The sequence below is a fragment of the Amycolatopsis sp. NPDC104863 genome, assembly GCF_055582965.1.
Map to the genome: position 1 here is coordinate 172,882 of NZ_JBVJOW010000008.1, position 22,926 is coordinate 195,807.

General features: G+C 71.7%; 24 protein-coding genes. 12 read left to right on the plus strand and 12 right to left on the minus strand.

Going from position 1 to position 22,926, the window contains the following annotated elements; translation table 11 throughout:
* The first annotated feature begins 548 nt into the window (after positions 1 to 548).
* On the plus strand, positions 549 to 1,721 hold the full coding sequence (locus tag ACZ63J_RS36805) for an MFS transporter (protein WP_465310766.1): 1,173 nt from the start codon (positions 549 to 551) through the stop codon (positions 1,719 to 1,721).
* Positions 1,722 to 1,754: 33 nt separating this feature from the next.
* Here the strand turns inward: ACZ63J_RS36805 and ACZ63J_RS36810 are convergent, their stop codons facing one another.
* The 3 genes from ACZ63J_RS36810 to ACZ63J_RS36820 form a co-directional block, all read right to left on the minus strand.
* A complete protein-coding gene (locus ACZ63J_RS36810; RefSeq protein WP_465407505.1) occupies positions 1,755 to 2,324 on the minus strand; it encodes a TetR/AcrR family transcriptional regulator in 570 nt (189 codons plus the stop codon).
* Positions 2,325 to 2,436: 112 nt separating this feature from the next.
* Positions 2,437 to 2,919 carry a hypothetical protein gene (locus tag ACZ63J_RS36815; protein ID WP_465407502.1) on the minus strand — a complete coding sequence of 161 codons (483 nt, stop codon included), beginning with the start codon at positions 2,917 to 2,919 and terminating at the stop codon, positions 2,437 to 2,439.
* Between the two features lie 335 nt (positions 2,920 to 3,254).
* Positions 3,255 to 4,364: an FAD-dependent oxidoreductase gene (locus tag ACZ63J_RS36820; protein WP_465407501.1), complete on the minus strand. Its 1,110-nt coding sequence runs from the start codon at positions 4,362 to 4,364 to the stop codon at positions 3,255 to 3,257.
* A 67-nt stretch (positions 4,365 to 4,431) separates the two neighbouring features.
* On the opposite strand from ACZ63J_RS36820, the gene ACZ63J_RS36825 reads away from it, so the two are divergent.
* Entirely contained in the window at positions 4,432 to 5,148 is a 717-nt protein-coding gene (locus ACZ63J_RS36825; RefSeq protein WP_465407500.1) for a TetR/AcrR family transcriptional regulator, read from the plus strand.
* Here the strand turns inward: ACZ63J_RS36825 and ACZ63J_RS36830 are convergent.
* Together ACZ63J_RS36830 and ACZ63J_RS36835 are read right to left on the minus strand one after the other, a co-directional pair.
* The gene (locus ACZ63J_RS36830; protein ID WP_465407498.1) at positions 5,114 to 6,037 is read right to left on the minus strand and encodes an SAM-dependent methyltransferase; all 924 of its coding nucleotides are present in this window, start codon (positions 6,035 to 6,037) and stop codon (positions 5,114 to 5,116) included. The two genes, ACZ63J_RS36825 and ACZ63J_RS36830, sit on opposite strands and share 35 nt — an antisense overlap.
* A 94-nt stretch (positions 6,038 to 6,131) precedes the next feature.
* A complete protein-coding gene (locus ACZ63J_RS36835) occupies positions 6,132 to 7,940 on the minus strand; it encodes an arabinofuranosidase catalytic domain-containing protein (protein WP_465404539.1) in 1,809 nt (602 codons plus the stop codon).
* A gap of 660 nt (positions 7,941 to 8,600) precedes the next feature.
* Between ACZ63J_RS36835 and ACZ63J_RS36840 the strand changes: the two genes are divergently transcribed.
* Positions 8,601 to 9,554: an anti-sigma factor RsbA family regulatory protein gene (locus ACZ63J_RS36840; RefSeq protein WP_465404537.1), complete on the plus strand. Its 954-nt coding sequence runs from the start codon at positions 8,601 to 8,603 to the stop codon at positions 9,552 to 9,554.
* Positions 9,555 to 9,575: 21 nt separating this feature from the next.
* Here the strand turns inward: ACZ63J_RS36840 and ACZ63J_RS36845 are convergent, their stop codons facing one another.
* Positions 9,576 to 10,073 (minus strand): helix-turn-helix domain-containing protein, encoded by a 498-nt coding sequence (locus tag ACZ63J_RS36845; RefSeq protein WP_465404549.1) that lies wholly within the window; start codon positions 10,071 to 10,073, stop codon positions 9,576 to 9,578.
* A gap of 121 nt (positions 10,074 to 10,194) precedes the next feature.
* Between ACZ63J_RS36845 and ACZ63J_RS36850 the strand changes: the two genes are divergently transcribed.
* The 7 genes from ACZ63J_RS36850 (at position 10,195) to ACZ63J_RS36880 (ending at position 14,990) form a co-directional block, all read left to right on the plus strand.
* Entirely contained in the window at positions 10,195 to 11,214 is a 1,020-nt protein-coding gene (locus ACZ63J_RS36850; RefSeq protein WP_465310758.1) for an NADH-quinone oxidoreductase subunit B family protein, read from the plus strand.
* Complete coding sequence (locus ACZ63J_RS36855; protein ID WP_465404535.1) at positions 11,211 to 11,714, plus strand: NifU family protein; 504 nt, start codon at positions 11,211 to 11,213, stop codon at positions 11,712 to 11,714. Before ACZ63J_RS36850 ends, ACZ63J_RS36855 begins: the two co-directional genes overlap by 4 nt.
* Positions 11,711 to 12,325: a DUF5947 family protein gene (locus ACZ63J_RS36860; protein ID WP_465404533.1), complete on the plus strand. Its 615-nt coding sequence runs from the start codon at positions 11,711 to 11,713 to the stop codon at positions 12,323 to 12,325. Before ACZ63J_RS36855 ends, ACZ63J_RS36860 begins: the two co-directional genes overlap by 4 nt.
* A gap of 559 nt (positions 12,326 to 12,884) precedes the next feature.
* Positions 12,885 to 13,253: a roadblock/LC7 domain-containing protein gene (locus ACZ63J_RS36865; protein ID WP_465310755.1), complete on the plus strand. Its 369-nt coding sequence runs from the start codon at positions 12,885 to 12,887 to the stop codon at positions 13,251 to 13,253.
* A 34-nt stretch (positions 13,254 to 13,287) separates the two neighbouring features.
* Positions 13,288 to 13,659, plus strand: a complete 372-nt coding sequence (locus tag ACZ63J_RS36870) for a hypothetical protein (RefSeq protein WP_465337484.1) — start codon at positions 13,288 to 13,290, stop codon at positions 13,657 to 13,659.
* A gap of 18 nt (positions 13,660 to 13,677) precedes the next feature.
* Positions 13,678 to 14,346, plus strand: coding sequence for a hypothetical protein (locus ACZ63J_RS36875; RefSeq protein ID WP_465337406.1), 669 nt, complete (start codon positions 13,678 to 13,680; stop codon positions 14,344 to 14,346).
* A 71-nt stretch (positions 14,347 to 14,417) separates the two neighbouring features.
* Positions 14,418 to 14,990 carry a TetR/AcrR family transcriptional regulator gene (locus tag ACZ63J_RS36880; RefSeq protein ID WP_465404531.1) on the plus strand — a complete coding sequence of 191 codons (573 nt, stop codon included), beginning with the start codon at positions 14,418 to 14,420 and terminating at the stop codon, positions 14,988 to 14,990.
* On the opposite strand, the gene map is transcribed toward ACZ63J_RS36880, so the two are convergent.
* The 5 genes from map to ACZ63J_RS36905 are packed head-to-tail and all read right to left on the minus strand — an operon-like array spanning position 14,987 to position 20,319.
* Positions 14,987 to 15,808, minus strand: a complete 822-nt coding sequence (gene map / locus ACZ63J_RS36885; RefSeq protein ID WP_465404530.1) for a type I methionyl aminopeptidase — start codon at positions 15,806 to 15,808, stop codon at positions 14,987 to 14,989. The two genes, ACZ63J_RS36880 and map, sit on opposite strands and share 4 nt — an antisense overlap.
* 58 nt (positions 15,809 to 15,866) lie before the next feature.
* A complete protein-coding gene (locus ACZ63J_RS36890) occupies positions 15,867 to 17,180 on the minus strand; it encodes an aldehyde dehydrogenase family protein (protein WP_465404528.1) in 1,314 nt (437 codons plus the stop codon).
* A 3-nt stretch (positions 17,181 to 17,183) separates the two neighbouring features.
* Positions 17,184 to 18,671, minus strand: a complete 1,488-nt coding sequence (locus ACZ63J_RS36895) for a CoA transferase (protein ID WP_465439804.1) — start codon at positions 18,669 to 18,671, stop codon at positions 17,184 to 17,186.
* Positions 18,668 to 19,576, minus strand: a complete 909-nt coding sequence (locus ACZ63J_RS36900) for a 3-hydroxyacyl-CoA dehydrogenase family protein (RefSeq protein ID WP_465439806.1) — start codon at positions 19,574 to 19,576, stop codon at positions 18,668 to 18,670. The genes ACZ63J_RS36895 and ACZ63J_RS36900 overlap by 4 nt, the downstream gene beginning before the upstream one ends.
* Positions 19,573 to 20,319, minus strand: a complete 747-nt coding sequence (locus ACZ63J_RS36905) for an acetoacetate decarboxylase (protein WP_465337398.1) — start codon at positions 20,317 to 20,319, stop codon at positions 19,573 to 19,575. The genes ACZ63J_RS36900 and ACZ63J_RS36905 overlap by 4 nt, the downstream gene beginning before the upstream one ends.
* Before the next feature lie 118 nt (positions 20,320 to 20,437).
* On the opposite strand from ACZ63J_RS36905, the gene ACZ63J_RS36910 reads away from it, so the two are divergent.
* The gene (locus tag ACZ63J_RS36910) at positions 20,438 to 20,956 is read left to right on the plus strand and encodes a SigE family RNA polymerase sigma factor (RefSeq protein WP_465337397.1); all 519 of its coding nucleotides are present in this window, start codon (positions 20,438 to 20,440) and stop codon (positions 20,954 to 20,956) included.
* Positions 20,953 to 21,777: a hypothetical protein gene (locus ACZ63J_RS36915; RefSeq protein ID WP_465439808.1), complete on the plus strand. Its 825-nt coding sequence runs from the start codon at positions 20,953 to 20,955 to the stop codon at positions 21,775 to 21,777. The genes ACZ63J_RS36910 and ACZ63J_RS36915 overlap by 4 nt, the downstream gene beginning before the upstream one ends.
* A 3-nt stretch (positions 21,778 to 21,780) precedes the next feature.
* On the opposite strand, the gene ACZ63J_RS36920 is transcribed toward ACZ63J_RS36915, so the two are convergent.
* Entirely contained in the window at positions 21,781 to 22,800 is a 1,020-nt protein-coding gene (locus ACZ63J_RS36920) for an aldo/keto reductase (RefSeq protein WP_465439810.1), read from the minus strand.
* Positions 22,801 to 22,926: the final 126 nt, after the last annotated feature.

Below are 22,926 nucleotides of genomic sequence, written 5' to 3' on the forward strand. Positions count from 1 at the left end.
CGGTTACTCAACCGCAACCTACGCGACACGCTCTGGCTCTGGTCCTGGGTGGCCCGCTCCGGTTAAATTGTTTCCGGAGGAACCTACGGTGGTGTTCTGACCACCGGCGACCAGTTCTACGATTATTATTTCGCGTGGCGAAAACGCCGCGTTGTCGTCCGACCCGTTCAGAACGCGTGCGGACCGGGCGAAAACGTCTCGGACGATTTTTCGATTAATCGTTCCGAAAACCACCACTCCTGTTGTCAAGGCGGAATTCCCGCCTCCTCGAATCGACCCTCCGGCCGGTCCGGGCGCCGGCCGGAAAGCAAGCATCGGGGAATGGTCGGCCCCTGGTTTTCCGGGCCCTGAGTGCGAAGACCGCGGTCCGGCCGAGCCATTCGGCCGTGCCGATGCACGGTCATTCGCGAGGGACCGGGGCGCTAACGCGAGTTGAACGGCAGGAGAACTTCATTCATACGTCAGGTGACGGATGTCTGACTTCCTCGTGCCGTGAAGCATGGGTCGACGGAGCTTGCCGCTCCGGACCGCGAGGCCGAGGAGGGGCGATGTCCCGTGCCACCACCGTTTCCACCGCCGTGATCTTCGTACTGGCCCTCAACCTGCGGCCGGCCGTGACCAGCCTGGGCGCGGCCCTCCCCGACATCTCCGTGGCCGGCTCCCTGGTCGCCGCCGTCCTCGTCGCGCTGCCCCTGTGGGCGATCGGCCTCGGCGGCTGGGCGACCCCGTGGCTGAGCGACCGCGTCGGCACCCGCCGGACGGTCACCGTGTCCCTCATCGGCCTGGCGGCGTCACTGGCCGGGCGGGTCCTCGGTGGACCGGTGCCGCTGCTGGTCGGGACGGCGCTCGCGTGCCTGTCCATCGCCGTGCTCGGCACCATGCTTCCGTTGCTGGCCCAGGGATCCGCCGCCTACCCGCTCGGGCTCGGGCTGGGCAGCACGGCCGGGGCGCTGATCACCCCGGCGGCGGTGCTGTCGTCGTCGTGGCGGATCGGCCTGGGGCTGTGGGCGTTCTCGGCCCTGCTGGCCCATCGGCTGTGGTTGCGCACCCCCGGCGAGTTCGTGGCGCCACAGCGGACTTCCGGGCCGGTGCGCGCCACCGCCCTGACCCTCCACTTCGGACTCATCTCGACGGTGACCTTCCTCGTCATGGGCTGGCTCCCCGGGATCCTGCGCGACGCCGGCGTCTCACCGGCGACCGCGGGCGCGTGCCTCGCGGTGTCGATGGCCATGGGCCTGCCGATGATGTGGCTGGTCCCGGGCTGGACGCGCCGGTGGCGGAACCAGACGGTGCTCGTGGTCCTGCTGGCCCTGCCCAACGTCGTCGGCGTGACCGGGCTGCTCCTCGCCCCGGCGGCCGCGCCCTGGGTGTGGGCCGCGGCGACCGGGCTGGGCATGGGCTCGCTGGCGTTCGTCCTGACGACGATCTCGTTGCGCAGCAAGGACAGTTCGCTCTCGCTGTCCGCGGTGGTCCAAGGCGTGGGCTACGTGATCGCCGGGTTCGGCGTGCTGGCGTGCGGCTGGCTGCACACCCACACCGGCGGCTGGTGGACACCGCTGCTGCTGGTCCTGGTGATCCTGCTCGGCCAGATGGTCAGCGGGCACATCGCGGTGTTCCAGCGGGCGACGGTGATCCCGTTCCCGCGCCGGTTCACCCTCCGGCCCCAGCGCGCCCTCCCCGAAGTGCCGCTGCGCCAGGACCTTCCCGAGGTCGGCGCCTGACGTCCACTTCGGACCCACACGCACCCCGCCCCGTCACCGGGGCGGGGTGACCAGCTCCCGGACGGCTTCGACGACAACGCGCCGGCGGTCGGCTTCGGGGACGAGCCCGCGGACGTCCTCACCCTGGTTCTGCCACATGTTGGCGAGGGAGAGGACCAGGGCGAGCAGCTCACCGGCGCTCCGCCGGTCCGTCACGACCCCGCGCCGCTGCGCGTCTTCGACGGCGCCGGTCTTGCCGGCCATCGACTGGGCGACGATCGGCCGGACGCCGGTTTGGGCGTGCCCGCGTTCGAGCTGGTACCAGGTGACGAACCGCATGACGGCCGGGTTCTCGACCCCGGCGTCGTAGAGCAGCCCGGCGTACCCGGGAAGATCGTCGGCATCGAGGGGGATCCCGGCGACGACCTGTTCGACGACGGCGTCGTAGACCGCCTCGAAGAGGCCTTCCTTGCCGTCGTGGAAGGAGTAGACGAGCCCGGCGCTGACCCCGGCCCGCGTGGCGATGCGGTCGACCCGGGCGCCCCCGATGCCGTGCTCGGCGAACTCCGCGAGCGCGCCGTCCAGGAGCTGCCGCCGTTTGGCCTCGGGATCCCGTGTGCGCATGGCCCCACTATCCCTAATGAATGTTCAGTTGCCAAACGGGCGCCGTCGACTGCCCCTCAACACGACGCTGCTGCCGCCCAACCCCCAGGCGACAGCAGCGCAAAACCGGCATTCAGCGAGGCAGCCGACCCGACGCCACCCGCGGCCGGACCCGGGCCGCCGCGGCGACGGGCACTCCCGAGCCGCGCAGCGGGGCCGTCCGGTACTTGGCGACCCTGATGCGCAGGCCGCGGAGGTGGACCAGGTCGACGGCGAAGTCCAGGGCGGGCCGGTAGCCCACCGTCGGCTCGTCGGTCCGGCAGGGGCCCCCGATGTACACGAACTCGTCGTCCGAGTCGAACCACGGCTCCGACCACACGGCGGCGTCGCCGGCCCGGGAATCCTGGTGGCGCCCCCGGGCCAGCCAGTAGATCGGCAGCTTCATCATTTCCTTGAGCGTCTCGTCGAGGCCGGCGAGATCGGTTTCGGCGACGGCGAGCCCGTGGCCGCTCCAGACACGCGGCGCCCAGAAGTCGCCGGCGTAGGCGTGGGTGAAGCGGGCGGTGTCGCCGGACGCGATGACGGTCCACGTGGACACGGTGGTGAGGGTGGGCATGACGGCTCCCTGCGGTCGAGGCCCCCAGGACCGGGAAACCGTAGGAGCTTCCGTCCGCACGCGCATACCCCCGGTGGTACGCGCACATTGCGCCGACCGGCCGGATCGCCGCCGAAGTCCGAGGTCACCGCGTGTGCCCGTTTCGTCGCGCTGAAACAGCTTCACCAGAGATTCATCTGGCTCTCACCCGATGGAGGCCGAAGGTTCGAGTTGCCGTCGTTGCGGAGTCGCGATGTTTGCTGATTGGCCGCCAGTTCTTACCGAGCCCGCAGTGCCGTGTTCTCGTGGATGAGGTTGACGCGGTCCGGCAGCCGTTCGACCGGTTCGACAGGCCGTCAGCCGGGCTGGAAGAAGGCGAGCAGCCGGCGGGCGGCGTCCGGGGACATCAGCAGCTCGTGCATGTCCGCCGACATCCGCGCGGCGGCGCCGGTGCGGTCGAACATCTCCGCCTCGTACTCCTTGACGGCGGCCGGGTGGTCGTCCCGGTGCGCGGCCAGCGCGAGGCCGAGCAGCGCGCCGTCGAGCAGGGCCATGTTCGCGCCTTCCCCGACCGCCGGCATCAGGTGCGCGGCGTCGCCGACCAGTGTGACGTCCGGCGCCGAAGGCCAGGTCAGGCCGATCGGGAGACTGGTGAGCGCCCGCGGCATGACCTCGTCGTCGCAGGCCGCGATCAGGGCGAGGAACCGGGCGTCCCAGCCGCTGAGCTGCTCGATCACCCACGCCCGGGTCGCGGCCGGGTCGTCGAACGGGATCCCGCTCGTGGTGAGCCAGTCCTCGCCGGTGTTGTAGAAGTTGAGGCCGATCCGGACGCGGCCGTCGCCGTTGCGCTGCGCCGCCAGGGACTTCCCGTCGCCGAACACCCAGTAGTTGCCGCGTCCCACCATGGCCGCGAGGTCGGGGTGGGTGCGGTCGACGTCGGGAATGCCGAGCTCGACGGTGTTCTGGCCGAGGTGCGCCGGCCGCGCGTCGGTGAGCAGCTTGCGGACCCGGGACTGCGCGCCGTCCGCGCCGACCAGCAGGTCGTACGTCGTGCTGCGCCCGCCGGCGAAGTGCACGACGCCGTTCTGCGCGGACTCGAAGGCGTGCCCCCACCGGACCGTGCCCTCGGGAAGGGAGTCCAGCAGCAGGGCGCGCAGGTCGGCGCGGTCGACCTCGGGGCGGACGAGCGGGGCGTCGTCGGGGGTGTCCTCCTGCAGCAGCAGGGTGCCGTCCGGCTCGAGGAGCCGCATGTCCTGGCCTTCACCCCGGGCGATGGTGCGGAACCGCTCGATCAGCCCGGCCTCGCGCAGCGCCCGCTGGCCGGAGTGGATGTCGAGCATGCCGCCCTGGCCACGGGCGTCGCGCGACGACTCCCGTTCGTAGACGACGGACTCGATGCCGTGCACGTGCAGCACCCGGGCCAGGGCCAGGCCGCCCATGCCGGCTCCGACGATCGTGATGGTCATGGCTTCCCCTCGATACGCTGTATTGGCAAATACAGCGTATCGCACCAGTCGATGTATCGTCACCGCCATGGTGGTTTGGGAACGGCCGGAGCCGCCGGAACGGCCGACACTGGCCCCGCTGAGCCGGGAGCGGATCGTCGCGGCGGCGATTCGGCTGGCCGACGCGGGTGGGCTGGAGGCGGTGTCGCTGCGCAAGGTCGCCGCCGCGCTGGACGCCGGGCCGATGCGGCTCTACGGCTACCTCGCGACCAAGGAGGAGCTGTTCGACCTGATGCTCGACGCGGTCCAGGCCGAGATCCGCCCGGCCGGCGACGGCTGGCGGGAGGTGCTGCGCTCACTGGCCGAGGCGACGCGGCGGACCGTCCACCGGCACGAATGGCTCGCCGACCTGATCGGCGGCCGGCCCCAGCTGGGGCCGCACACGCTGGCCAGGCGCGAGGCCGTGCTGACCGCGCTGCACGACCTCGACGTGGCGGCGATCGCCCCGGTGGTCTCCGCGGTCGACGCCTACGTGATCGGCGCGGTGCGCCGGGAGGTCGCCGAGCGACGTGCCGAGCGGACGTCCGGGATGGACAAGAGGCAGTGGCAGTCCACGTTCGGCCCGTACCTGGAGCGCACGTTCGCGACCGGCCGCTTCCCGGCGCTGGAGACCTATGTCCGCGACGGCGCCCACCTCGACGCCGACGAGACCTTCCGCACCGGCCTCGGCTTCCTGCTCGACGGCATCGAGGCCGGCCTCGCGAAAGGACCTACGGGCGGACCGGCTCGCCCAGGATCCCGCTGACGTACCGCAGGTCGCCCATGCGCAGGTCGTCTTCCGTCAGCGGTGGCAGGCCGTTCGCCGCCAGGAGCTCCGTGACCGTGGAGCCGCTCAGCGTCCAGCCGAGGCCGGCCAGGTACGGTGCCGCTTCGTTGCGCGCGCCGAAGTAGCGCAGCTTGGTCATGTCGGAGTCGAAGCTGTGGCCGCGGAAGCGTGCGGAGATGCGGTCCAGGCGTTCCTTCGTCTTCTCCTCGTCACCCGGCTCCGGGTTGGGCCGGCTTTCGGTGGCCACCCGGCTGCCCGGCGCGCTGAGCTCGGTGATCGTGTCCAGCAGGCGGTCCTGCGCCTCGGGCGGCAGGTAACCCAGCAGGCCCTCGGCGCTCCAGGCGGTCGGGCGGCCCGCGTCGAACCCGGCGGTGCGCAGCGCGGCGGGCCAGTCGTCGCGCAGGTCGGCCGGGGCCGCCCGCCGGTCGGCCGTGGGCTCGGCGCCGAGCTCGGCCAGGGCGCGGGTCTTGAACTCGACGACCGGCGGCTGGTCGAGCTCGTACACAACCGTCCCGGCCGGCCAGGGCAGCCGGTACGCGCGGGAGTCCAGCCCCGAAGCCAGGATCACGGCCTGGGTGATGCCCGCGCCGGCCGCCTCGAGGAAGAAGTCGTCGTAGAACTTGCCGCGGATCTGGGCCACGTCCACGAACGCCGTCCCGACCAGGTCGCCGGGCGCCTCTTCGCCGGTCGCCAGGCGGGTGAGGAGGTCGATGCCGACCGCGCGGACGAGCGGCTCGGCGAACGGGTCGGCGAGCAGCGACCGGTCCACGCGGGTCGCGATCGCCCGGGCCGCCGCGGCCATCGTGGCCGTCGCTCCCACGCTGGACGCCAGGTCCCAGGAGTCACCGTCGTGCCGGGAGGAAGTCATCGGCCGCCTTCTTCGGATCAGCAATGGAGGTGCGCCGCCAGCGGCGATTATGCCGCAGGCGGCGCACCCTCCCGTGCCCTGCTCCGAAGCCGGCTCAGACCAGCGGGAACCGCTGGGCCGCCGAGCCGTTGCAGTCCCAGATCCGCAGCCGCGTCCCGTTGGCCGTCGCGCCGTTGGGGGAGTCGAGGCAGCGGGCGGACTGCGGGTTGCGCAGCGAGCCGTCGGCCTGCTGCGTCCACACCTGGCCGCCGACGCCGTTGCAGTCCCACAGCTCGACCTCGGTGCCGTTGGCCGTGCTGTTGCCGTTGATGTCCAGGCAGCGGCCCAGCGTGCGCAGCGCGCCCCCGGCGAGGTGGAACCAGTGCTGGTCCACCGCGAACGACTGGCAGTCCCACAGCTGCACCGCGGTCCCGTTCGTCCCGTGGTCGTCGCCGGCCACGTCGACGCACTTGCCGCCCGGGCCGGTGATCGGCCCGCCGCCGGTGACGGAGAACTTCTGCGCTCCCGAGCCGTTGCAGTCCCAGATCTGCAGGCGGGTGCCGTTGGCCGTGGCGCCGTTCGGCGAGTCGACACAGCGGCCGGACTGCGGGTTGCGCAGCGAGCCGTCGGCCTGCTGCACCCACTTCTGGCCGCCGACGCCGTTGCAGTCCCACAGCTCCAGCAGCGCACCGCCCGCCGTGGCGTTGCCGGTGACGTCGAGGCACCTGCCCAAAGTGGACAGTGACGAGTCCGCGTTGTGCGCCCAGTGCTGGTCGGCCGCGTTCGCCTGGCAGTCCCAGAGCTGGACCGCCGTGCCGTTGCCGCCCGTGTCGTCGCCGGACACGTCGAGGCACTTGCCGCCGGGGCCGGAAACCGTGGCCGCGTACGGCGGTGTCCCGGTGGACCCGGCGTACCCGACGGAGACCACGTTGGCCTGGACGGCGTCGTCCGCGGCGTCGGTCGGGTACCCCGCGGTCATCACGCCTTCGAAGAACGAGCCGATGGACGCGTTGCTGTTGTCCCCGCCGGTGCCGAGCACGATCGAGCCCTCCTGGCGCATCGGCGTGTACCCGCCCGAGGGCAGCGCGCCGTTGTACCAGGTCGTGAGGCCGCCGCTCTGGGAGTTGCCGCCCTTGAGCGCGAAGGTGGTCTGGCCGTTGTTCTTCAGCAGCGCCGTGACGAACGGCGTGGCGTTGCCGCGGTTGTTCGTGTTGGAGCGGTTCCCTTGGAACAGCCCGTTTTCGAGGTCGCCCGCGACCCACGGGCCGATCCCGGTGCACGGCGGGAAGTAACAGGTGGTGCCGAGGTTGACGGCGTCCATGTGGCCGTTGCCGGTGTCGGCGATCTGCGCCTCGACGTTGCCGTAGTCGAAGCAGCAGCCGCCGTTGACGTGCGTGCCGCTGGCGACCATATACATGCCTTCGGGCTGGCCGTTGACCGCGACCCCGGCGCCGACGTAGTGCCGGTACCCGGTGCCGGGGGAGACGTAGACGCCGTAGACCTTGTGCCCGCCCGCGGTGACCGGCAGCGCCGACGCGATGGCGGCGACGTCCTGGCCGCCCGCGGTGCCCGGCCCTTCGACGGTGAGGTCGTTGTGGCGCGGGGACTGGTCGTAGATCACCGTGATGGTGCACGTCGTCCCGGCGCAGAACGAGTCCTGCGCGGCGGCGTTGGCGTACCCGCCGGTGGCGAGCAGGCCGATGTTCGTCTCGGCGCGGTCGGACGCGCGTTGCACGCGGTAGAGGTTGCCGCTGTAGGCCGAATAGAGGGCGCGGGTGGTGCTGTGCGCGGCGACGCACTGCGTGCCGGCGGCGCCGTAGAGGTCGCACGGCAGGGAACCGGCGGCCTGGGACGGGGTGCTCAGGCCGAGCATCGTCCCGAGGACGAGCACGAGCGTGACGAGGAGACTGCGACCGCGTGGCACGGGACCTCACTCTCAAGTCGCAGGTCAGAGGCCTGCGCGGATTTTTACAACGTTGTATTTCCGGAAGAGAAGGGGGTGCGGGGAAGGCGGGTGGGGATGGAGGGAGGGTAGGACCGCGTTCTCGGGCGTGTCAACCGGCCGCGGGCGCCGATGGTCCAGTCCACTGGGGAGAAGCACCCGGACGGCCCAGCGCGGCGGGATCCGCTGGCGGCCAACGGAAACCGACGTTTCGGACGTCGGTGCGGAGGCTCGCCGACGCCGGTGCGCCGGCGCCGAGAGCCTCCGCGGCCCGGCCGGTCCGGAGCCGGCCGCACAATTCCACCCAGCTGTCCGGCGCGGGCATGAATTGTTTTCGAACACGTGAGCGCGGTATTGCGCGCGGACATTTCCGGGAGCGATTCGGACAGTAGTGTCGGGCGCTCCGGCCGCGCGGACACATCTGGCTCGTGACCCCTGCGCCAGAAGGGTTTCGGCTGCTCCTGGCGGGCGCGGTGAATCGTGCTCCGGTGACGTTTGTGTCTACCGTCGGGTGCCGTCCCGGTAATTGCTCCGAACGGGTGCCGCGTTTTTCCGTTTGATAGCCGAATCGGTTCGGTGCGGGTACGCTCCTGCGGTCGAATGGCCACTAGACGAAGATCGTCCTCGGGAGGCTCGGTGCGCATGGACAACCCGGCAGCTGCTCCGGCCCCGGACCACGGGCTGGAGCCGGGCTTCCGGCACCAGGGCTGTCTCTACGCCACCGGCGCGGGGTTCCTCGCGATGGCCGTGCCGTTCGTCCTGGACGGGCTGCGTCGCGGGGAGCCGGTGCTGGTCACCACGACGGCGGCCAACCGGGAGCTGCTGCACGCCGCGATGGGCGCGGAGGCCGAGAGGATCGTCTTCGCCGAGTCGGCCTTCTTCGGCCGGCGGCCGGCGCAGCTGGCCGGCGCGCTGCACCGCTACTGGACGCGGCACCGGGCGACCGCGCCGACCGGCGCCGTCCGCATCCTCGCCGAGCCGGCCCGGGACGAGGGCGCCGAAGCCGCGTGGCAGCTCGCCGAGGAGGGCTTCAACGTGGCGCTGGCCGGCACCCGGATCTGGCTGATCTGCCCGTACGACACCAGAACCGCCGAACCGGGGATGGTCGAGGACGCCCGGCGCGCGCACCCCGAGTGCGTCGTGGACGGCGAGACGCGGGCGTCCGCGCTCTACACGGCCCCGGAGGAAGGCGGCGGTGTCGCCACGGCCGCGCCGCCGCGCACGGCCGCGGACCTCTTCCGCTTCGAGGGTGACCTGGTCGCCGTGCGGCGGCACGTGCTGGAGCGGGCGAGCGCGCTGCTGCGGTCGGAGGACACCGCGACGCTGTTCGGGGTCGCCGTCGGCGAGGCGATCGCCTACCTGCTCGAACACGGCATCAACCGCGCGGCCGTCTGGGTGCGGCCGGCGGCCGGGCGGGTGGTGTGCACCCTGCACAGCGACCGGCCGGCCGACGGCCCGGCCTTCTACGGCCTCAGCGGCGAGACCCGCCCCGGCACCACGTTGTGGATGACCGACCAGATCTGCGAATGGCTCGACGTCAGCTCCGACACGGCAGGCTGCACGATCGAGCTGGCCATGCCGGACCGGGCCGGTTAGCCGCCGGGACACATCTGTCCTTCAGCTCAGCCGGACGTCCCCGAAACGGTCTTCGATGCGGCGCAGGTCGCGCAGCCGCGGCTCGGTGTGCCCGCCCAGCCAGCGGGTCATCGTCTTCGCGGACACGCCCAGCTCCTCGGCGGCTGCCTCCTTCGTGAGCCCGCGGCTGCGCAGGGCTTCGGCCAGCCACTCGGCGAAGCTGGCGGCGGGCGCGTCCACCGGCGCGGGCGGCGGTTCCTCGGCGCGCGAGGGGAGCAGGTCGAACTCGACGCGCCGGGGGTACTTCCGGCACGAGACCTCCAGCACGCCGGACGGGCCCGCCGCGGCGAGCAGGGCCCGGAGGATCGAGTTGCCCACTTCGCGCTCTTCGGCCTCCGCGAGCGGCGCGTCCGCGAGGCATTCCAGCACGAATTCCCGGATTCCCGGAACGGCCGACGGCCGGGCGGGAAAGATCCTTTTCACGATTTCGACCGGCACGACCTCGATCGACTCACCGGAGGACCGGCCGGCCGATTCCATCACGATCTTTGCCCCTTCCGAAGAGTCTCCAGTGTAGTCGCCGCCGCCGGTTTCCCGAGGCTTGCCGCTGCCGCCGGACGGGGCTACGGTGGGCGTCTTCCACGCCGGGAAGGTGTCATCGATGGCCAGGACCACGCAGTCGGCCAACGGCCCGGCGCACGACTCCGGGAATTCCCCACCGACCGTCCACATTCTGTGGATGAATGGCGGGCTGAGCTGCGACGGTGAATCGGTCGCGCTGACCGCGGCCACCCAGCCGAGTATCGAAGAGATCGTTCTCGGCGGCCTTCCCGGGCTGCCCGAAGTTGCCATGCACTGGCCGTTCCTCGATTTCCACAGCGGGCCCGACGGCGGGAGCGACAGCTTCATCGAATGGTGGCACCGCGCGCACCGCGGCGAGCTCGACCCGTTCATCCTGGTCGTCGAGGGTTCGATCGCCGACGAGACGAACAAGGCCGAGGGGTACTGGTCCGGTTTCGGCACCGACCCGGAGACCGGCCAGCCGGTGACCGCGAGCGAGTGGCTGGACCGGCTGGCGCCGAAGGCGATGGCGATCCTGGCCGTCGGCACCTGCGCGAGCTACGGCGGGGTGCACGCGATGGCCGGCAACCCCACCGGCGCGATGGGCGTCCCCGAGTACCTCGGCCGCGACTGGCGGTCGTGGGCCGGGCTGCCCGTCGTGTGCCTGCCGGGCTGCCCGGTCCAGCCGGACAACCTCTCGGAGACCATCCTGCACCTGCTCTTCCAGGTGTCCGGGCGCGCGCCGCAGATCGACGTCGACGAGGCGCTGCGCCCGAAGTGGCTGTTCGGGAACACCGTGCACGAAGGGTGCGACCGGGCGGGTTACTACGAGCAGGACGAGTTCGCCGACCGGCACGGCTCGCCCCGGTGCCTGGTGAAGCTGGGGTGCTGGGGCCAGGTCGTCCAGTGCAACGTCCCCAAGCGCGGCTGGATCAACGGCGTGGGCGGCTGCCCGAACGTCGGCGGCATCTGCATCGGCTGCACCATGCCGGGGTTCCCGGACAAGTTCATGCCGTTCATGGAGGACCCGGCCGGCGCCGGCACACCGGCGGCCACGACAAGCGTGTCCGGGTCCGCGATCCGCATCCTGCGGGAGATCCGGACGGCGGTGGACCGGTGACGCCGCCCCCGGGCGAACGGCTCGAGACCCTCCTGGGCGCCTTGCGGGCCGGCCCGGGCCGGGGGACGGCCGAAGAGATCGTCCGGGAGCTGACAGACCTGTACGGCGACGGCCTGACCCGGATCGTCGACGTCCTGCGCGACCGCGCCCCGGCTCTGGTCGGCACGCTGGCGGCGGACGACGACGTCGCCGGTCTGCTGCTGCTCCACGACCTGCATCCTCTCGACGCCGACGCCCGGGTGCGCCGGGCTCTCGACCGGATCCGCCCGCAGGTGGGCGCGGTCGACCACCTGGGCACCGACGCCGGCGTGGTGCGGCTGCGGCTCGGCGCGCGTCGTGGCTGTTCGGCCGCGCGCGCCGCGAGGGAGACGGTCGAAGCCGCCGTGCGGGACGCCGCTCCGGAAGTCGCCGGTGTCGAAATCGTCGTCGAGACAGCTCCCACGCTGTACCAGATCGGCGTGGGACCGCCGCCTGGTGTGGCGGAGGGGCGGGCGTCGTGACCGTCCACAGTGGAGTGGTGGACCCCGCGGCCGCGGGCTCGCCCCGCTCCGCGCGGCCGGAGCGGTGCGAGCTGTGCGGAACCCCGGTGGCGGCCCGCCACGGCCACGTCGCCGACACCGGCCGCCGGGGTCTGTTGTGCTCGTGCCGCGCGTGCTTCCTGGTGTTCACCCGCCGCGCGGGTGTGGGGGCCCGGTACCGCGCGGTGCCGGAGCGGTGTTTATGGGACCCCCGCCACCCGGTCCGCCGCCTCGACTGGCGCGGGCTCGGGATCCCGGCCGGGTTCGCGTTCTTCGTGCGCTGCGGCGCGCAGGCCGTCGCGTTCCAGCCGGGTCCGTTCGGCGCCGCCGAGGCCGCGCTGCCTCCGGAGCTTTGGGCGGAGCTCGCGGTGGAGCACCCGCTGTTGGCCGCGGCCGAGCCGGACGTCGAGGCGATCGTGGTCGGCGCGACCGAGCGTGGCACGGAGTGTTTTCTCGTGCCTGTGGACGTTTGTTACCGCTTGACCGGCACGGTGCGCCGGCACTGGGCGGGGCGGGATGGGGGCGCGGAGATGCGCGCTCGCGTGGGGGAGCTGTTCGCGGAGATCGGCCGGCGCGCCCGGCCGCTGCGGTAGCCCCCGTTTCGGGAAGCGCCCGGTCGGTGCGGTGGGTCTCGGCGACCGGAGACGGGCCGGGCGGGACGGTGGCGCCGAGATGCGTGCCCGCGCCGGTGAGTGGAGATCGGCCAGCGCGCCCGGCCCCTGCGGTAGCCCTGTTTCGGGGAAACTCCCGGTTGGCGCGGTGTGTTTCGGCGACCGGGGATGGGCGGGGCGGGATGGCAGCGCCGCGATGCACGCCTGCGTTGATGAGCTGTTCGCGGAGATCGGCCGGCGCGCCCGGCCCCTGCGGTAGCCCCGTTTCCGGAAAACTCCCGGTCAATCCGGTGCGCAAGGCGCACCGGAGATTCAACCCCCTCGACACCCCGGTTTTCGTGATCAATTTCCGATAATTCCCGGACGTCACCGGTTTTCGGTTACAGCCCACAGCTTGTTTCACCCGATCGTGTAGATGCGCCGGAATGACGCGCAGGCCCATGGACAGAAGGTGTTGCGACGGTAAGGTTCCCGGCCGGGGGCAACTCGAATGGCTGATGACCTCGGCCGTGGGTGAAGCAATTCCGAAGAGAGAGAAGAAGTGGACTTCGACGCATTGGCCCGTGAAATGCGCACACTCCGGGAGAATGTCGCCGGGGTGAGTGACACGGTGCTGGCCGCGGTCGACGGGATACCGATCATCGCCGACGCGGCCGACCACATCGATCCCGCGAAGATCTCCGCCCTCGCCGCCGCCGATCTCGGGATCGCTCGCCAGGCGTCGGAGATCGCCGGGCAGGGGACCTTGCACCAGACCGTCGTGTTCAGCAGCGAAGGTTACCTGGCGGTCTACGCCATCGGCCGGCTCGCGCTGATGGTGGTGATGGGGGACCGGGGCCTGAACGTCGGGCGGCTGCTGTTCGAGACCCGGCCCGTCATCGAGCGGATCGCCACGATCCTGGCCGCGTGACCCATAGGCACAATAAGGAGGAAGCAGAACCATGATGAACATCGACACCGCGCTCAAGGAAGCCATGTCCATCACCGGCGCCGTCGGCGTCGCGCTCGTCGACTACGAGAGCGGGATGTCGCTCGGCACCAGTGGTGGCGGCGACTGGCTGGACCTGGAGGTGGCCGCGGCCGGGAACACCGAGGTCGTGCGGTCGAAACTGCGGGTGATGTCCTCGCTGGCGCTCAACGACAGCATCGAGGACATCCTGATCACCCTGCACCGCCAGTACCACCTGATCCGGCTGCTGAACACGGTCGGGGCGAGGAACTCGCTGTTCCTCTACCTGGTGCTGGACCGGGACCGCGCGAACCTCGCCCTGGCCCGCCACTACCTGAAACGCATCGAAGCCGACCTGCAGGTGTAACCGGGATAGGAGGGGGCGATGACCGGCGGCGGATCCCGGGCCGCGCTCGTCACCGGCTCGGCGCTGATGCACGACCTCGGCTCCCTGTTCCCGGTGACCATGACCCTCGCCGGCGACGAGCTGGCTTTCACCTTCGTCTCGTCCTGCTCGTCGCCGGACGCCGTCGAGGAGTGGATCCACCTGCGGTCGGGGGCCGTCGTGGCCGGCCGGGTCGTGCGCTTCTTCGCCGACGCGAACGGGCGGCGGGTCCGCGTCGAGCTCGCCGGCGCGCCGGTGCGAGCGCTGATCGTGCTCGCGGACGAGCTGACCGCGGCCGCGGTGAACGCGCCGAGCCTCGGGCGGTGGCAGGACCAGATCCCGTGCACCGTGCAGGTGGCCTTCGACGAGCTCGCGCGGATGCTCGCGCGGTGCCGGCACCGCGCCGGCGGGCCCGAGCCGCTGATCGACCTGGAGCTGGCCTACCGGCCCGATCGCGACTACGCCGCGCGGCTCGCCGCGGCGCACGAGCGGGTGCAGGCGTTCATCGCGCCGGTCCGGCCGGTGCTCGGCCTGCGGTGGCACTCGGCGACTTCGGCGCAGCGCAAGGCGTTCGCCGAGGAGCTGCCGGGCGGGACGCCCGCCCGCGGCTGGCTGCGCCGCCGGCGCACCGGCCGGATCATGGGCATCGAGGTCGAGGTGTCCGCCTGAGCCCGCGACGGGCGGGACAACTCGACCTGGAGTACTTTGCCTGTAGTGGTCGTGACCCGACAGGCGGAGTGATGGTGCGACGCAACCCCGGACGACGAGCCGCGCTGCTCGACGCGGCGATCGAGGTCCTGGCCGCGGAAGGCGCCCGGGGCTTGACGTTCCGCGCGGTCGACCAGCGGGCCGCCGTGCCCACCGGGACCGCGTCCAACTACTTCGCCGGCCGCGAGGAGATCCTCACCGGCGCGGGGGAGCGCGTCTACGAACGGCTGGTGCCGGACGAGGCGACGCTCGCCGCGCCGTTCGACGGCCCGCGTGACCGCGCCCGGCTCACCGAGCTGATGCACGACCTCGTCGACCGGGTGGCGGCGTTCCCGGCCGGCTTCCTGGCGCTGCTGGAGCTGCGCCTGGAAGCCGCCCGCCGCCCCGAGCTGCGGGCGGTGCTGACGAAGCGGATCCGCGCCGACCTGGACTTCAACGTGGAAAGCCACCTGAAGACGGGCCTGCCGGGCGACGCCACGACGGTCAAGCTCCTGTGGCTGGCCCTGAACTGGCTGATCATCGAGCGGCTGACCCTGCCGGACCTGCTCGGCGCGGACGAACGCCGGGACCTCGTCGACGCCCTCGTCGACCGGCTCGTGCCCTAGACGTCCTTTGTGGACACTCCGCCGGTGGAGCCGCTCCGCGCCGGCTTCTCGGACTCGCGCCGGGTGAGCACCAGGGGCGCGTCCTCGGTGATGGCCACCGTGTGCTCGGAGTGGGCCGTGCGCGAGCCGTCCGCCGAGCGGATCGTCCAGCCGTCCGGGTCGTACACGATCTTGTCGGTCGTGCGGGCGAGCCACGGTTCGAGCGCCAGCGTCAGACCCGGCTGCAGCTTCATCCCGCGGCCGGGCCGGCCCTTGTTGGACACGTGCGGGTCGCCGTGCATGGTGCGGCCGATGCCGTGCCCGCCGAACTCGGTGTTGACCGGGTAGCCGTAGTCGGTCGCCACCGCGTAGATGGCCGCCGAGATGTCCCCGAGGCGGTTGCCGGGGCGCGCGACCTCGATCGCCGCCTCCAGCGCGTCTTCGGTGGCGCGGATGATCCGCAGGTCCTCCTCGGCCGGGGTGCCGACGATGACCGTGCGCGCGGAGTCGGCCACCCAGCCGTTGATGCCGACGGCGAGGTCCGCGGTCAGCACGTCGCCGTCGCGCAGGGTGTAGTCGTGCGGCAGGCCGTGCAGCACGGCGTCGTTGACCGACAGGCAGATGACGTTGCGGAACGGGCCCTTGCCGAACGACGGGGCGTAGTCCCAGTAGCACGACTCGGCCCCGCGCCGCTCGATCATGCCGCGCGCGTGCTGTTCCAGCTCCAGGAGGTTGACCCCGACGTCGGCGAGCCGGCCGACCTCGGTGAGCACCTCGGCGACAAAACGCCCGGCCACGTGCATGAGCTCGACCTCGGCGGGCGTCTTCAGTTCGATCACGACTACCTCGTTCTACGGTACCGGTATAGTTATACCAGCACCGTAGCACGACCCCGGTTCACAGCGGTTTGTCCAGCACCGCCTTCAGGTTGCTGAAGGTGTCGATCGAGTACTTGCCGTGGTAGCGCCCCATCCCGCTCTCGCCCACCCCGCCGAACGGCAGGTCCGGCGCGGTCAGGTGCGCCACCGGGAGGCCGAACCCCACCGCGCCCGACGACGTCTCCGCCAGGATCCGCCGCTTCGTCTCCTCCGAGCCGGTGAACGCGTACAGCGCCAGCGGCTTGTCCCGGCCGGTGATGAACGTCAGCGCCTCGTCGAGGGAGGCGGCCCGCAGGACCGGCAGGATGGGACCGAAGATCTCCTCGCCCATCACGGGGGAGTCCGGCGCGACGTCCGCGAGCACGGTCGGCGCGATGTACTTCGCCTCCCGGTCGGTCGTCCCGCCGGTCACCACGCGGCCACTGTCCAGCAGGCCGGACAGGCGGTCGAAGTGCCGGGTGTTGACGATCCGGCCGTAGTACGGGCTCTGCGCCGGATCGTCGCCGAACCGCTTGCGCAGCACCTCGGCCAGCAGCGGCTCGAGCCGCTCCGCGGTGTCCCCGACGGCCAGCACGTAGTCCGGCGCCACACACGTCTGGCCCGCGTTCATGAACTTGCCGTACACGATCCGCTCGGCCACGACCTGCAGGTCGACGTCGGTGTCGACGACCACCGGGCTCTTGCCGCCCAGCTCCAGCACCACCGGCGTGAGGTGCTTCGCCGCCGCGGTCATCACGATGCGCCCGACCGTGCCGTTGCCGGTGTAGAAGATGTGGTCGAACCGCTGCTCCAGCAGTTCGGTCGTCTCCGGGATCGCGCCCTCCACCACGGCCACGGCGGAAGTGTCCAAATAGGACGGGATGTGCCGGGCGATCGCGGCCGACACCGTCGGGGACAGCTCGCTCGGCTTGAGCACCGCCGCGTTGCCCGCGGCCAGCACGCCGACCAGCGGCGCCAGCACGAGGTGCAGCGGGTAGTTCCACGGCCCGATGACCAGCGCGACCCCGAGCGGCTCCCGCACGACGCTGCCCGCGCCCGGCAGCAGGTACTTCGGCAGCGGCGCGGACTCGGGCGCGACCCAGCCGTCGAGGTGCTCCAGGGTGTGGTCGATCTCGTTGGTGACGAAGGTGATCTCGGCGCTGCGGGCCTCCGCCGCGTTCTTGCCCAGGTCGGCGTGCAGGGCGGCGAGGAAGTCGCTCGACTGCTCGCGCAGCATCGTCTTCAACGCGGTCAGCTGCGCGCGCCGCCATTCGAGCGGCTTGGTCGCGCCGGACGAGAACGTCTTGCGCAGCCGGGAAACGACGCCGGAAATGTCACTGGAAATTTCACTCATCGGTTACCTCCGGGGCAGCCATTCGGGGCGGCCGGAGCCGCGGGGGACGAGGATGGTCGAGAACTGCCCGGGCGTGACGGACATCCGCACCTGGTCGGTGACACCCTGGTAGTGCCCGAGCGGGGTGTCGGCGGTGAACGTGTCCGGGTCGAGGTAGGCGTGCCGCTCGCCGGTCCCGGCGACGCGCTGGGCATAGTCCTTGTCGAACACGCCGAGGCTGATGATCCACAACGCGATGCGCGTCAGCGAGATGTGGACGCGGTAGCTGCCGCCTTCGGTGGCGCGCCGCATCAGCGCGGCGCAGATCCCGGCCGTGGCCAGCCACGGCACGAGGTAGTCGTTCACCACGCCGATGTGCGGCAGCACGGGCTGGTCGGGCGAGCCCTCCAGCGTCATCATCCCGGCGACGCAGCCCGCGGTCTGGTCGAAGCCGACCCGCGACGCCCACGGGCCGTGCTCACCGTGCAGGGACACGGTCGTGTGGATGATGCCCGGCCGCAGCTGGGCCGCCCGGTGCGGGGAAAGCCCCAGTCCCGCGACGAAACCCGGCCGCCGGTTCGCGTAGAAGACGTCGGCGTCGCGCAGGAGTTCCTGGGCCACCCGCGAGTTCTGGTAGTCCACAGTGGCCGACCGGACGCCGACGTTCGCCGTCAGGTAGACGACCGGGTTCTCCCATTCGGACGGCCGCCACAGGTTCAGCGCGTCGGCGCCGTGCTGGGCCAGCGCCCGCCCGATGCCCGCGCCCGCGATGACGTGTCCCAGGCCGAGCGCGCGGATCCCGTCGAGCGGCTGGGCGCCGCCCGCGGGTAACGGCTCGGGCGCGGAGTCGCCGATCTTCTCGATCTCGATCAGCGGGAGCCCGGCCAGGACGTCGCGGTACTGCCGGGTCTGGAGGAACTCCTCGGTGCTGCGGACCATCGGCATCACGATGCCCGCCTGCGCGCCGGCCTCCTCCAGCTCGGCCGCGTCCCAGCGGGCGATGGCGTCGGCGAGCGCCGGGGCGTCGTCGTAGGTGCGCAGGAGCTTGAGGGTCTTGGACTTCAGCTTCGGGTAGATGTTCAGCGGCATCACCCACCGGCCGTCCCCGGCGCGGTAGAACTTCAGCGACAGCGGGCTGGCCGGGTCGGCGGTGTTGGTCGGCGGGAGGCCGTTGACCAGCTCCCACTTCTTGTCGTAGAACGGGCACAGCCGGTGCGGCGCCTTCCGCAGGTCCATGCTGATGTCCTGGCCGGGCCCGCCGCGGTGGCGCCAAAGTGCCGCCAGGGCCACGGACTTCGCGACCAGCGCGATCGCGGGCGCGGCGCCCAGCCGCACGGCGCTCGGCACGATCGGGTCGGCGCCGGTGAACTCCACCTTGCCGCCGGCGTCCTTTTCGGACAGTCCGGCTCCGGCGAGGACGTCCTCCAGCGCCGCGTGGATGTCAAAGGTGTCCTGGTCTTCGGAAGAGATCGGGTTCGCGAGCGCGGCGAGGATCCGCTCGGTGACGCTCATCGCTCGCCCAGCGCCTTCATCAGGGCGATCTGCGCGGTGTCCCGGGCTTTCGCGAGCTCCTCGACGGTGCCGTCGAAGCCGGCCGCCTGGTCGCTGAGCAGCTTGACTGTCGCTTCGTCGAGGTCCGGCGTGCCGAGCTGTCCCCAGCGTTTGCGCAGGCCCGGCCCGAGGTGCTCGAGGAAGTGCGGCAGCCCGCCCGGCCCGCCGCCGAGGTGGAAGCTCAGGAACGGCCCGCTCACCGCCCACCGCTGCCCGAGCGACGACGTCACGACCTCGTCCAGCTGCTGTTCGGTGACCACGCCCTCCGCGACCAGGTGCACACATTCGCGGAAGATCGCGGCCTGCAACCGGTTCGCGACGAACCCCGGCATCTCCTTGCCCAGCACGATCGGCTTCTTGCCCAGGCCGCGGTAGAACGCGACGGCCCACTCCACCACCTCCGGCGCCGTCTTCTCGCCCGGCACGACCTCGACCAGCGGGATGAGGTGTGGCGGGTTGAACGGGTGCCCGACGAGAAGCCGCTCCGGCCGCTCGAGCGCGGTCGCGATGTCGGTCGCCGGAAGGCCCGAGGTCGAGGTGAGCAGGAGGGCGTCCGCGGGTGCGTTCGCCTCGATGGTCGTCCAGATCCGGTGCTTGAGGTCGAGGCGTTCGGGCCCGTTCTCCTGGACGACGTCGGCGCCGGCGACGGCGCGCGCGAGGTCGGCCTCGAACGTGATCCGGTCCGCCAGCCCGTCGGCGTCGAAGCCCAGTTCTCGCAGTGCAGGGGTCAGTTCGTCGAGTCCGGCGCGCGCGGTGTCTTCGATGCCCGGCGCCGGGTCGCTGATGACGACGTCCATCCCGTGCGCGGCCATCAGGCCCGCCCAGGAGACGCCGATGACCCCGCCGCCGACGATGGTCGCTTTCACGGTTGCTCCCGGTCGAGGTAGTCGTGCACGGCCGCGGCCCGGCCGAGGGTGAGATCGGTGAGGAGGTGGCTCGCGGACACGATCTCCAGCACGGGAAGGTCGGCGAGCGGGGCGAGCGCGTGCGGCACGAGGTGCAGCCGCGCGGGCCCGGTCCAGGCGCCCTTGATGGTGACGTCGGAGATCTGGCTTCGCGCCAGTTCGCAGATCCGCGGCCGGCCGTCGTACCCGGGGACGATCTTGAGCATGTACGTCGGCGCGGTCAGCTCGGCGCGCGCGGCGGCGGTGTCCAGTTCGCGGTGTTTGTACCCCATCGTGGCGAGCGCGACCGGGATCGTGCCGTAGTCCAGGGTGCCGACGAGGGTGTCCGAGTCGACGAACAGCCGGGGCTTTCCGAGCTTCTTCGGGTAGGCGGCGACCTCGCGGCCGCTGGCGATCGCGGGGTGGCTGTCGACGTACATCCCGAGGGTGAACTCCCCGGGCTCGCCCTGGTGGGTGACCATCGCGACCTGGCCGGACTCGGTATAGTCGCCGAGCCCGGTGACGTCCGGCATCCGCATCACCTCGAACCGCACGAGCGGTTCGGGCACTTCGAGGGGCTCGGGCACCAGCGCCCGCAGGGCCGCCGGATCCGTCCGGTAGGTGATGTTCAGGTATTCGCGGTCGGTGAACCGGTAGGGCCCGCGGGGGAAGGCCGGCGCGGACAACGGTGTGGTGAGCCGGGACCGGACCTCGTCTTCACGCACTTGCGGCTGCCAAGATCACGCTCGCAACCTACCTCCGGATCCGGGGCGGCGCATCCGCGCGAAACCCGGTTCCGCACCGGATGACAACCTTTTGACCAGTGATCACATCTACCCTGGTGTGAAGCAGACAGAGAACGCCGAGACCGGCCGCGACGCGGAGTTCCGCGAGTTCGTGCGCAACCGGGGGACCCCGCTGCACCAGAGCGCGTACCTGCTCTGCGGCGACCGGCACCTCGCGGACGACGTCGTCCAGGACACCCTGGTCAAGGCCTACCAGCACTGGAAGCGGGTGCGGGCGGCCGACAGCCCGGAGGCCTACGTCCGGCGCATCCTGCTCAACGAGGTGCGCGGGCGGTGGCGGCGGCGGGAGCGCTCGGTGCCGGTCGCCGAGTTCGCCCGCGAGCCCGCGGTGGCCGACCCCGCCGACGACGTCGTCCGGCGCGCCGGGCTCCGGCAGGCGCTGCTGACGCTGCCGCTGCGGCAACGGGCCACCGTGGTGCTGCGCTACCTGGAGGGCCTGTCCGAGCGGGAGACCGCGGCGGCGCTGGGCTGCTCGACGGGCACCGTGAAGAGCCAGAGCTCCCGGGCCCTGGCCACCCTGAAATCCTTCTTCGACACGACGGGATCACTGCTGTGAACACCGAACAAGAGACCCGGCTCGGGGCCGACCTGCGGCACCTCGTCGCCGGCGAGACCTTCCGGACCGACCCCGACGACGTCCTCCGCCGCGCCCGGCGGGTGCGGCGGCGCGGCCTGGCCACCCGAGGCGTGGCCGGGGTGGGTGTGCTGGCCGTGGCCGCGGCGGTCACCGTGCTCGGCGTCAACTCCGGCGGCCCGCCCGCCGTCCAGAACGCCGCCTACGTCGTCGACCGGGTTTCGGCCGCGCTCGACCGCGACTCGGACTACGTCTACCGGATCGTCGACCAGGGGGAAGACACCGTCTGGTACCAGGACCAGGTGACGATGAACCAGTACTGGGTCTACCGCACCGGACCCACCCGGACCGAGGCCTGGAACAGCGCCCCCGTGGTCGACCACTACGCGCACCTGCGCGACGTCACGGTCAACCACCAGGACCGCACCTACTCGACCGAAGACGTCAAGCTCCCCACCTACATCCCGGGCGAGCCGCCGAAGGAGGCCGGCTTCGTCGACCGGGTCAAGAAGTCGATCAGCACCGGTGCGGACAAGATCGTCGGCACCGGCGAGTACCAGGGCCACCAGGTCGTCAAGCTGGGGTACACCGTCGAGGGCCAGGTCTCGGAGCTGTGGGTCGACGCGACGAGCTACCTGCCGGTGCACTCGACCACGACCGACCCGGGCGGGCAGCGGACGACCAAGGACCTCGCCTTCCTGCCGCGCACCGACGAGCTGGCCAAGACGGTCAACATCCCGCAGATCCCGGCCGGGTACACCCAGGTCGCCGACGCCAACAACGGCCCCGGCCACGGCGGCTGAGCCTCACCCGCGCCGCCGCCGCCGGCCCGGCTCGGTGAGCGACGGCGGCTCGTACGCGACGTCGACCGGGCCGAGGTCCGTTCCGGGCGGGACGATCTCGTCGATGCGGTCGAGCAGGTCGTCGTCGAGGGTGGTCCCGGCTCCCGCGAGCAGGTCGTCGAGCTGGGCCGGGGTCCGCGGGCCGATGATCGCCGACGTCACCGCGGGATGGGCGGTCGCGAAGCCCAGGGCCAGGTGGGGCAGCGACAGGCCGGCCTGGCCGGCCAGGGGGACGAGCGCTTCGACGGCGTCCAGCTTGCGGCTGTCGGTCAGGTGCCGTGGCGCCCAGTGCAACCGGCCGGCCGACGCGGTTTCCGTGCCGCCCTTGCGAAGCCGCCCGGAGAGCAGGCCCATCGACAGCGGGCTCCACACCAGCACACCCAGGCCGTACCGGTGGCAGACCGGCAGGATCTCGCGTTCGACACCCCGGTTGAGGATCGAATAGTGCGGCTGCTCGGTGCGGAAGCGGGCCAGCCCCCGCCGTTCGGCCACCCACTGGGCTTCCACGATCTCCGACGCGGGCAGGTTGGAGTGGCCGATCGCCCGGACCTTGCCGGAGCGCAGCAGGTCGGTCAGCACGCCCAGGGTCTCCTCGACGTCGGTTCCGGGATCGGGGTGGTGGACCTGGTAGAGGTCGATGTGGTCGACACCGAGCCGGCGCAGCGAGCCTTCGACGGCGGTGACGAGCCAGCGGCGGGAGCTGCCGCGGTGATGGGGGCCGGGACCCATCGGGCCGTTCCCCTTGGTGGCGAGGACAACGTCGTCGCGTCGGCCGCGCAGGGCTCGGCCGACGATCCGTTCGGTGTGGCCGTCACCGCCGTAGACGTCGGCCGTGTCGAGGGTGTTCACGCCGGCGTCGAGGGCTTTGTGGACGATCCGGACGCACTCGTCGGGGTCGGGGTTGCCGTACGGCCCGAACATCATCGTGCCCAGGGTGAAGGCACTGACCTGGATGCCGGTGCGCCCGAGCGGGCGGGCCTGCATGGGGTTCCTCCGGGATGAGGGGTGGGGTTCCGGCACCCGGTTCCGGTGTCGGGGGGGGGGGGGGGGGGGGGGGGGGGGGGGGGGGGAAGAAGACCACAAGGGAAACACAAGAGGAGGCGAGGAGAG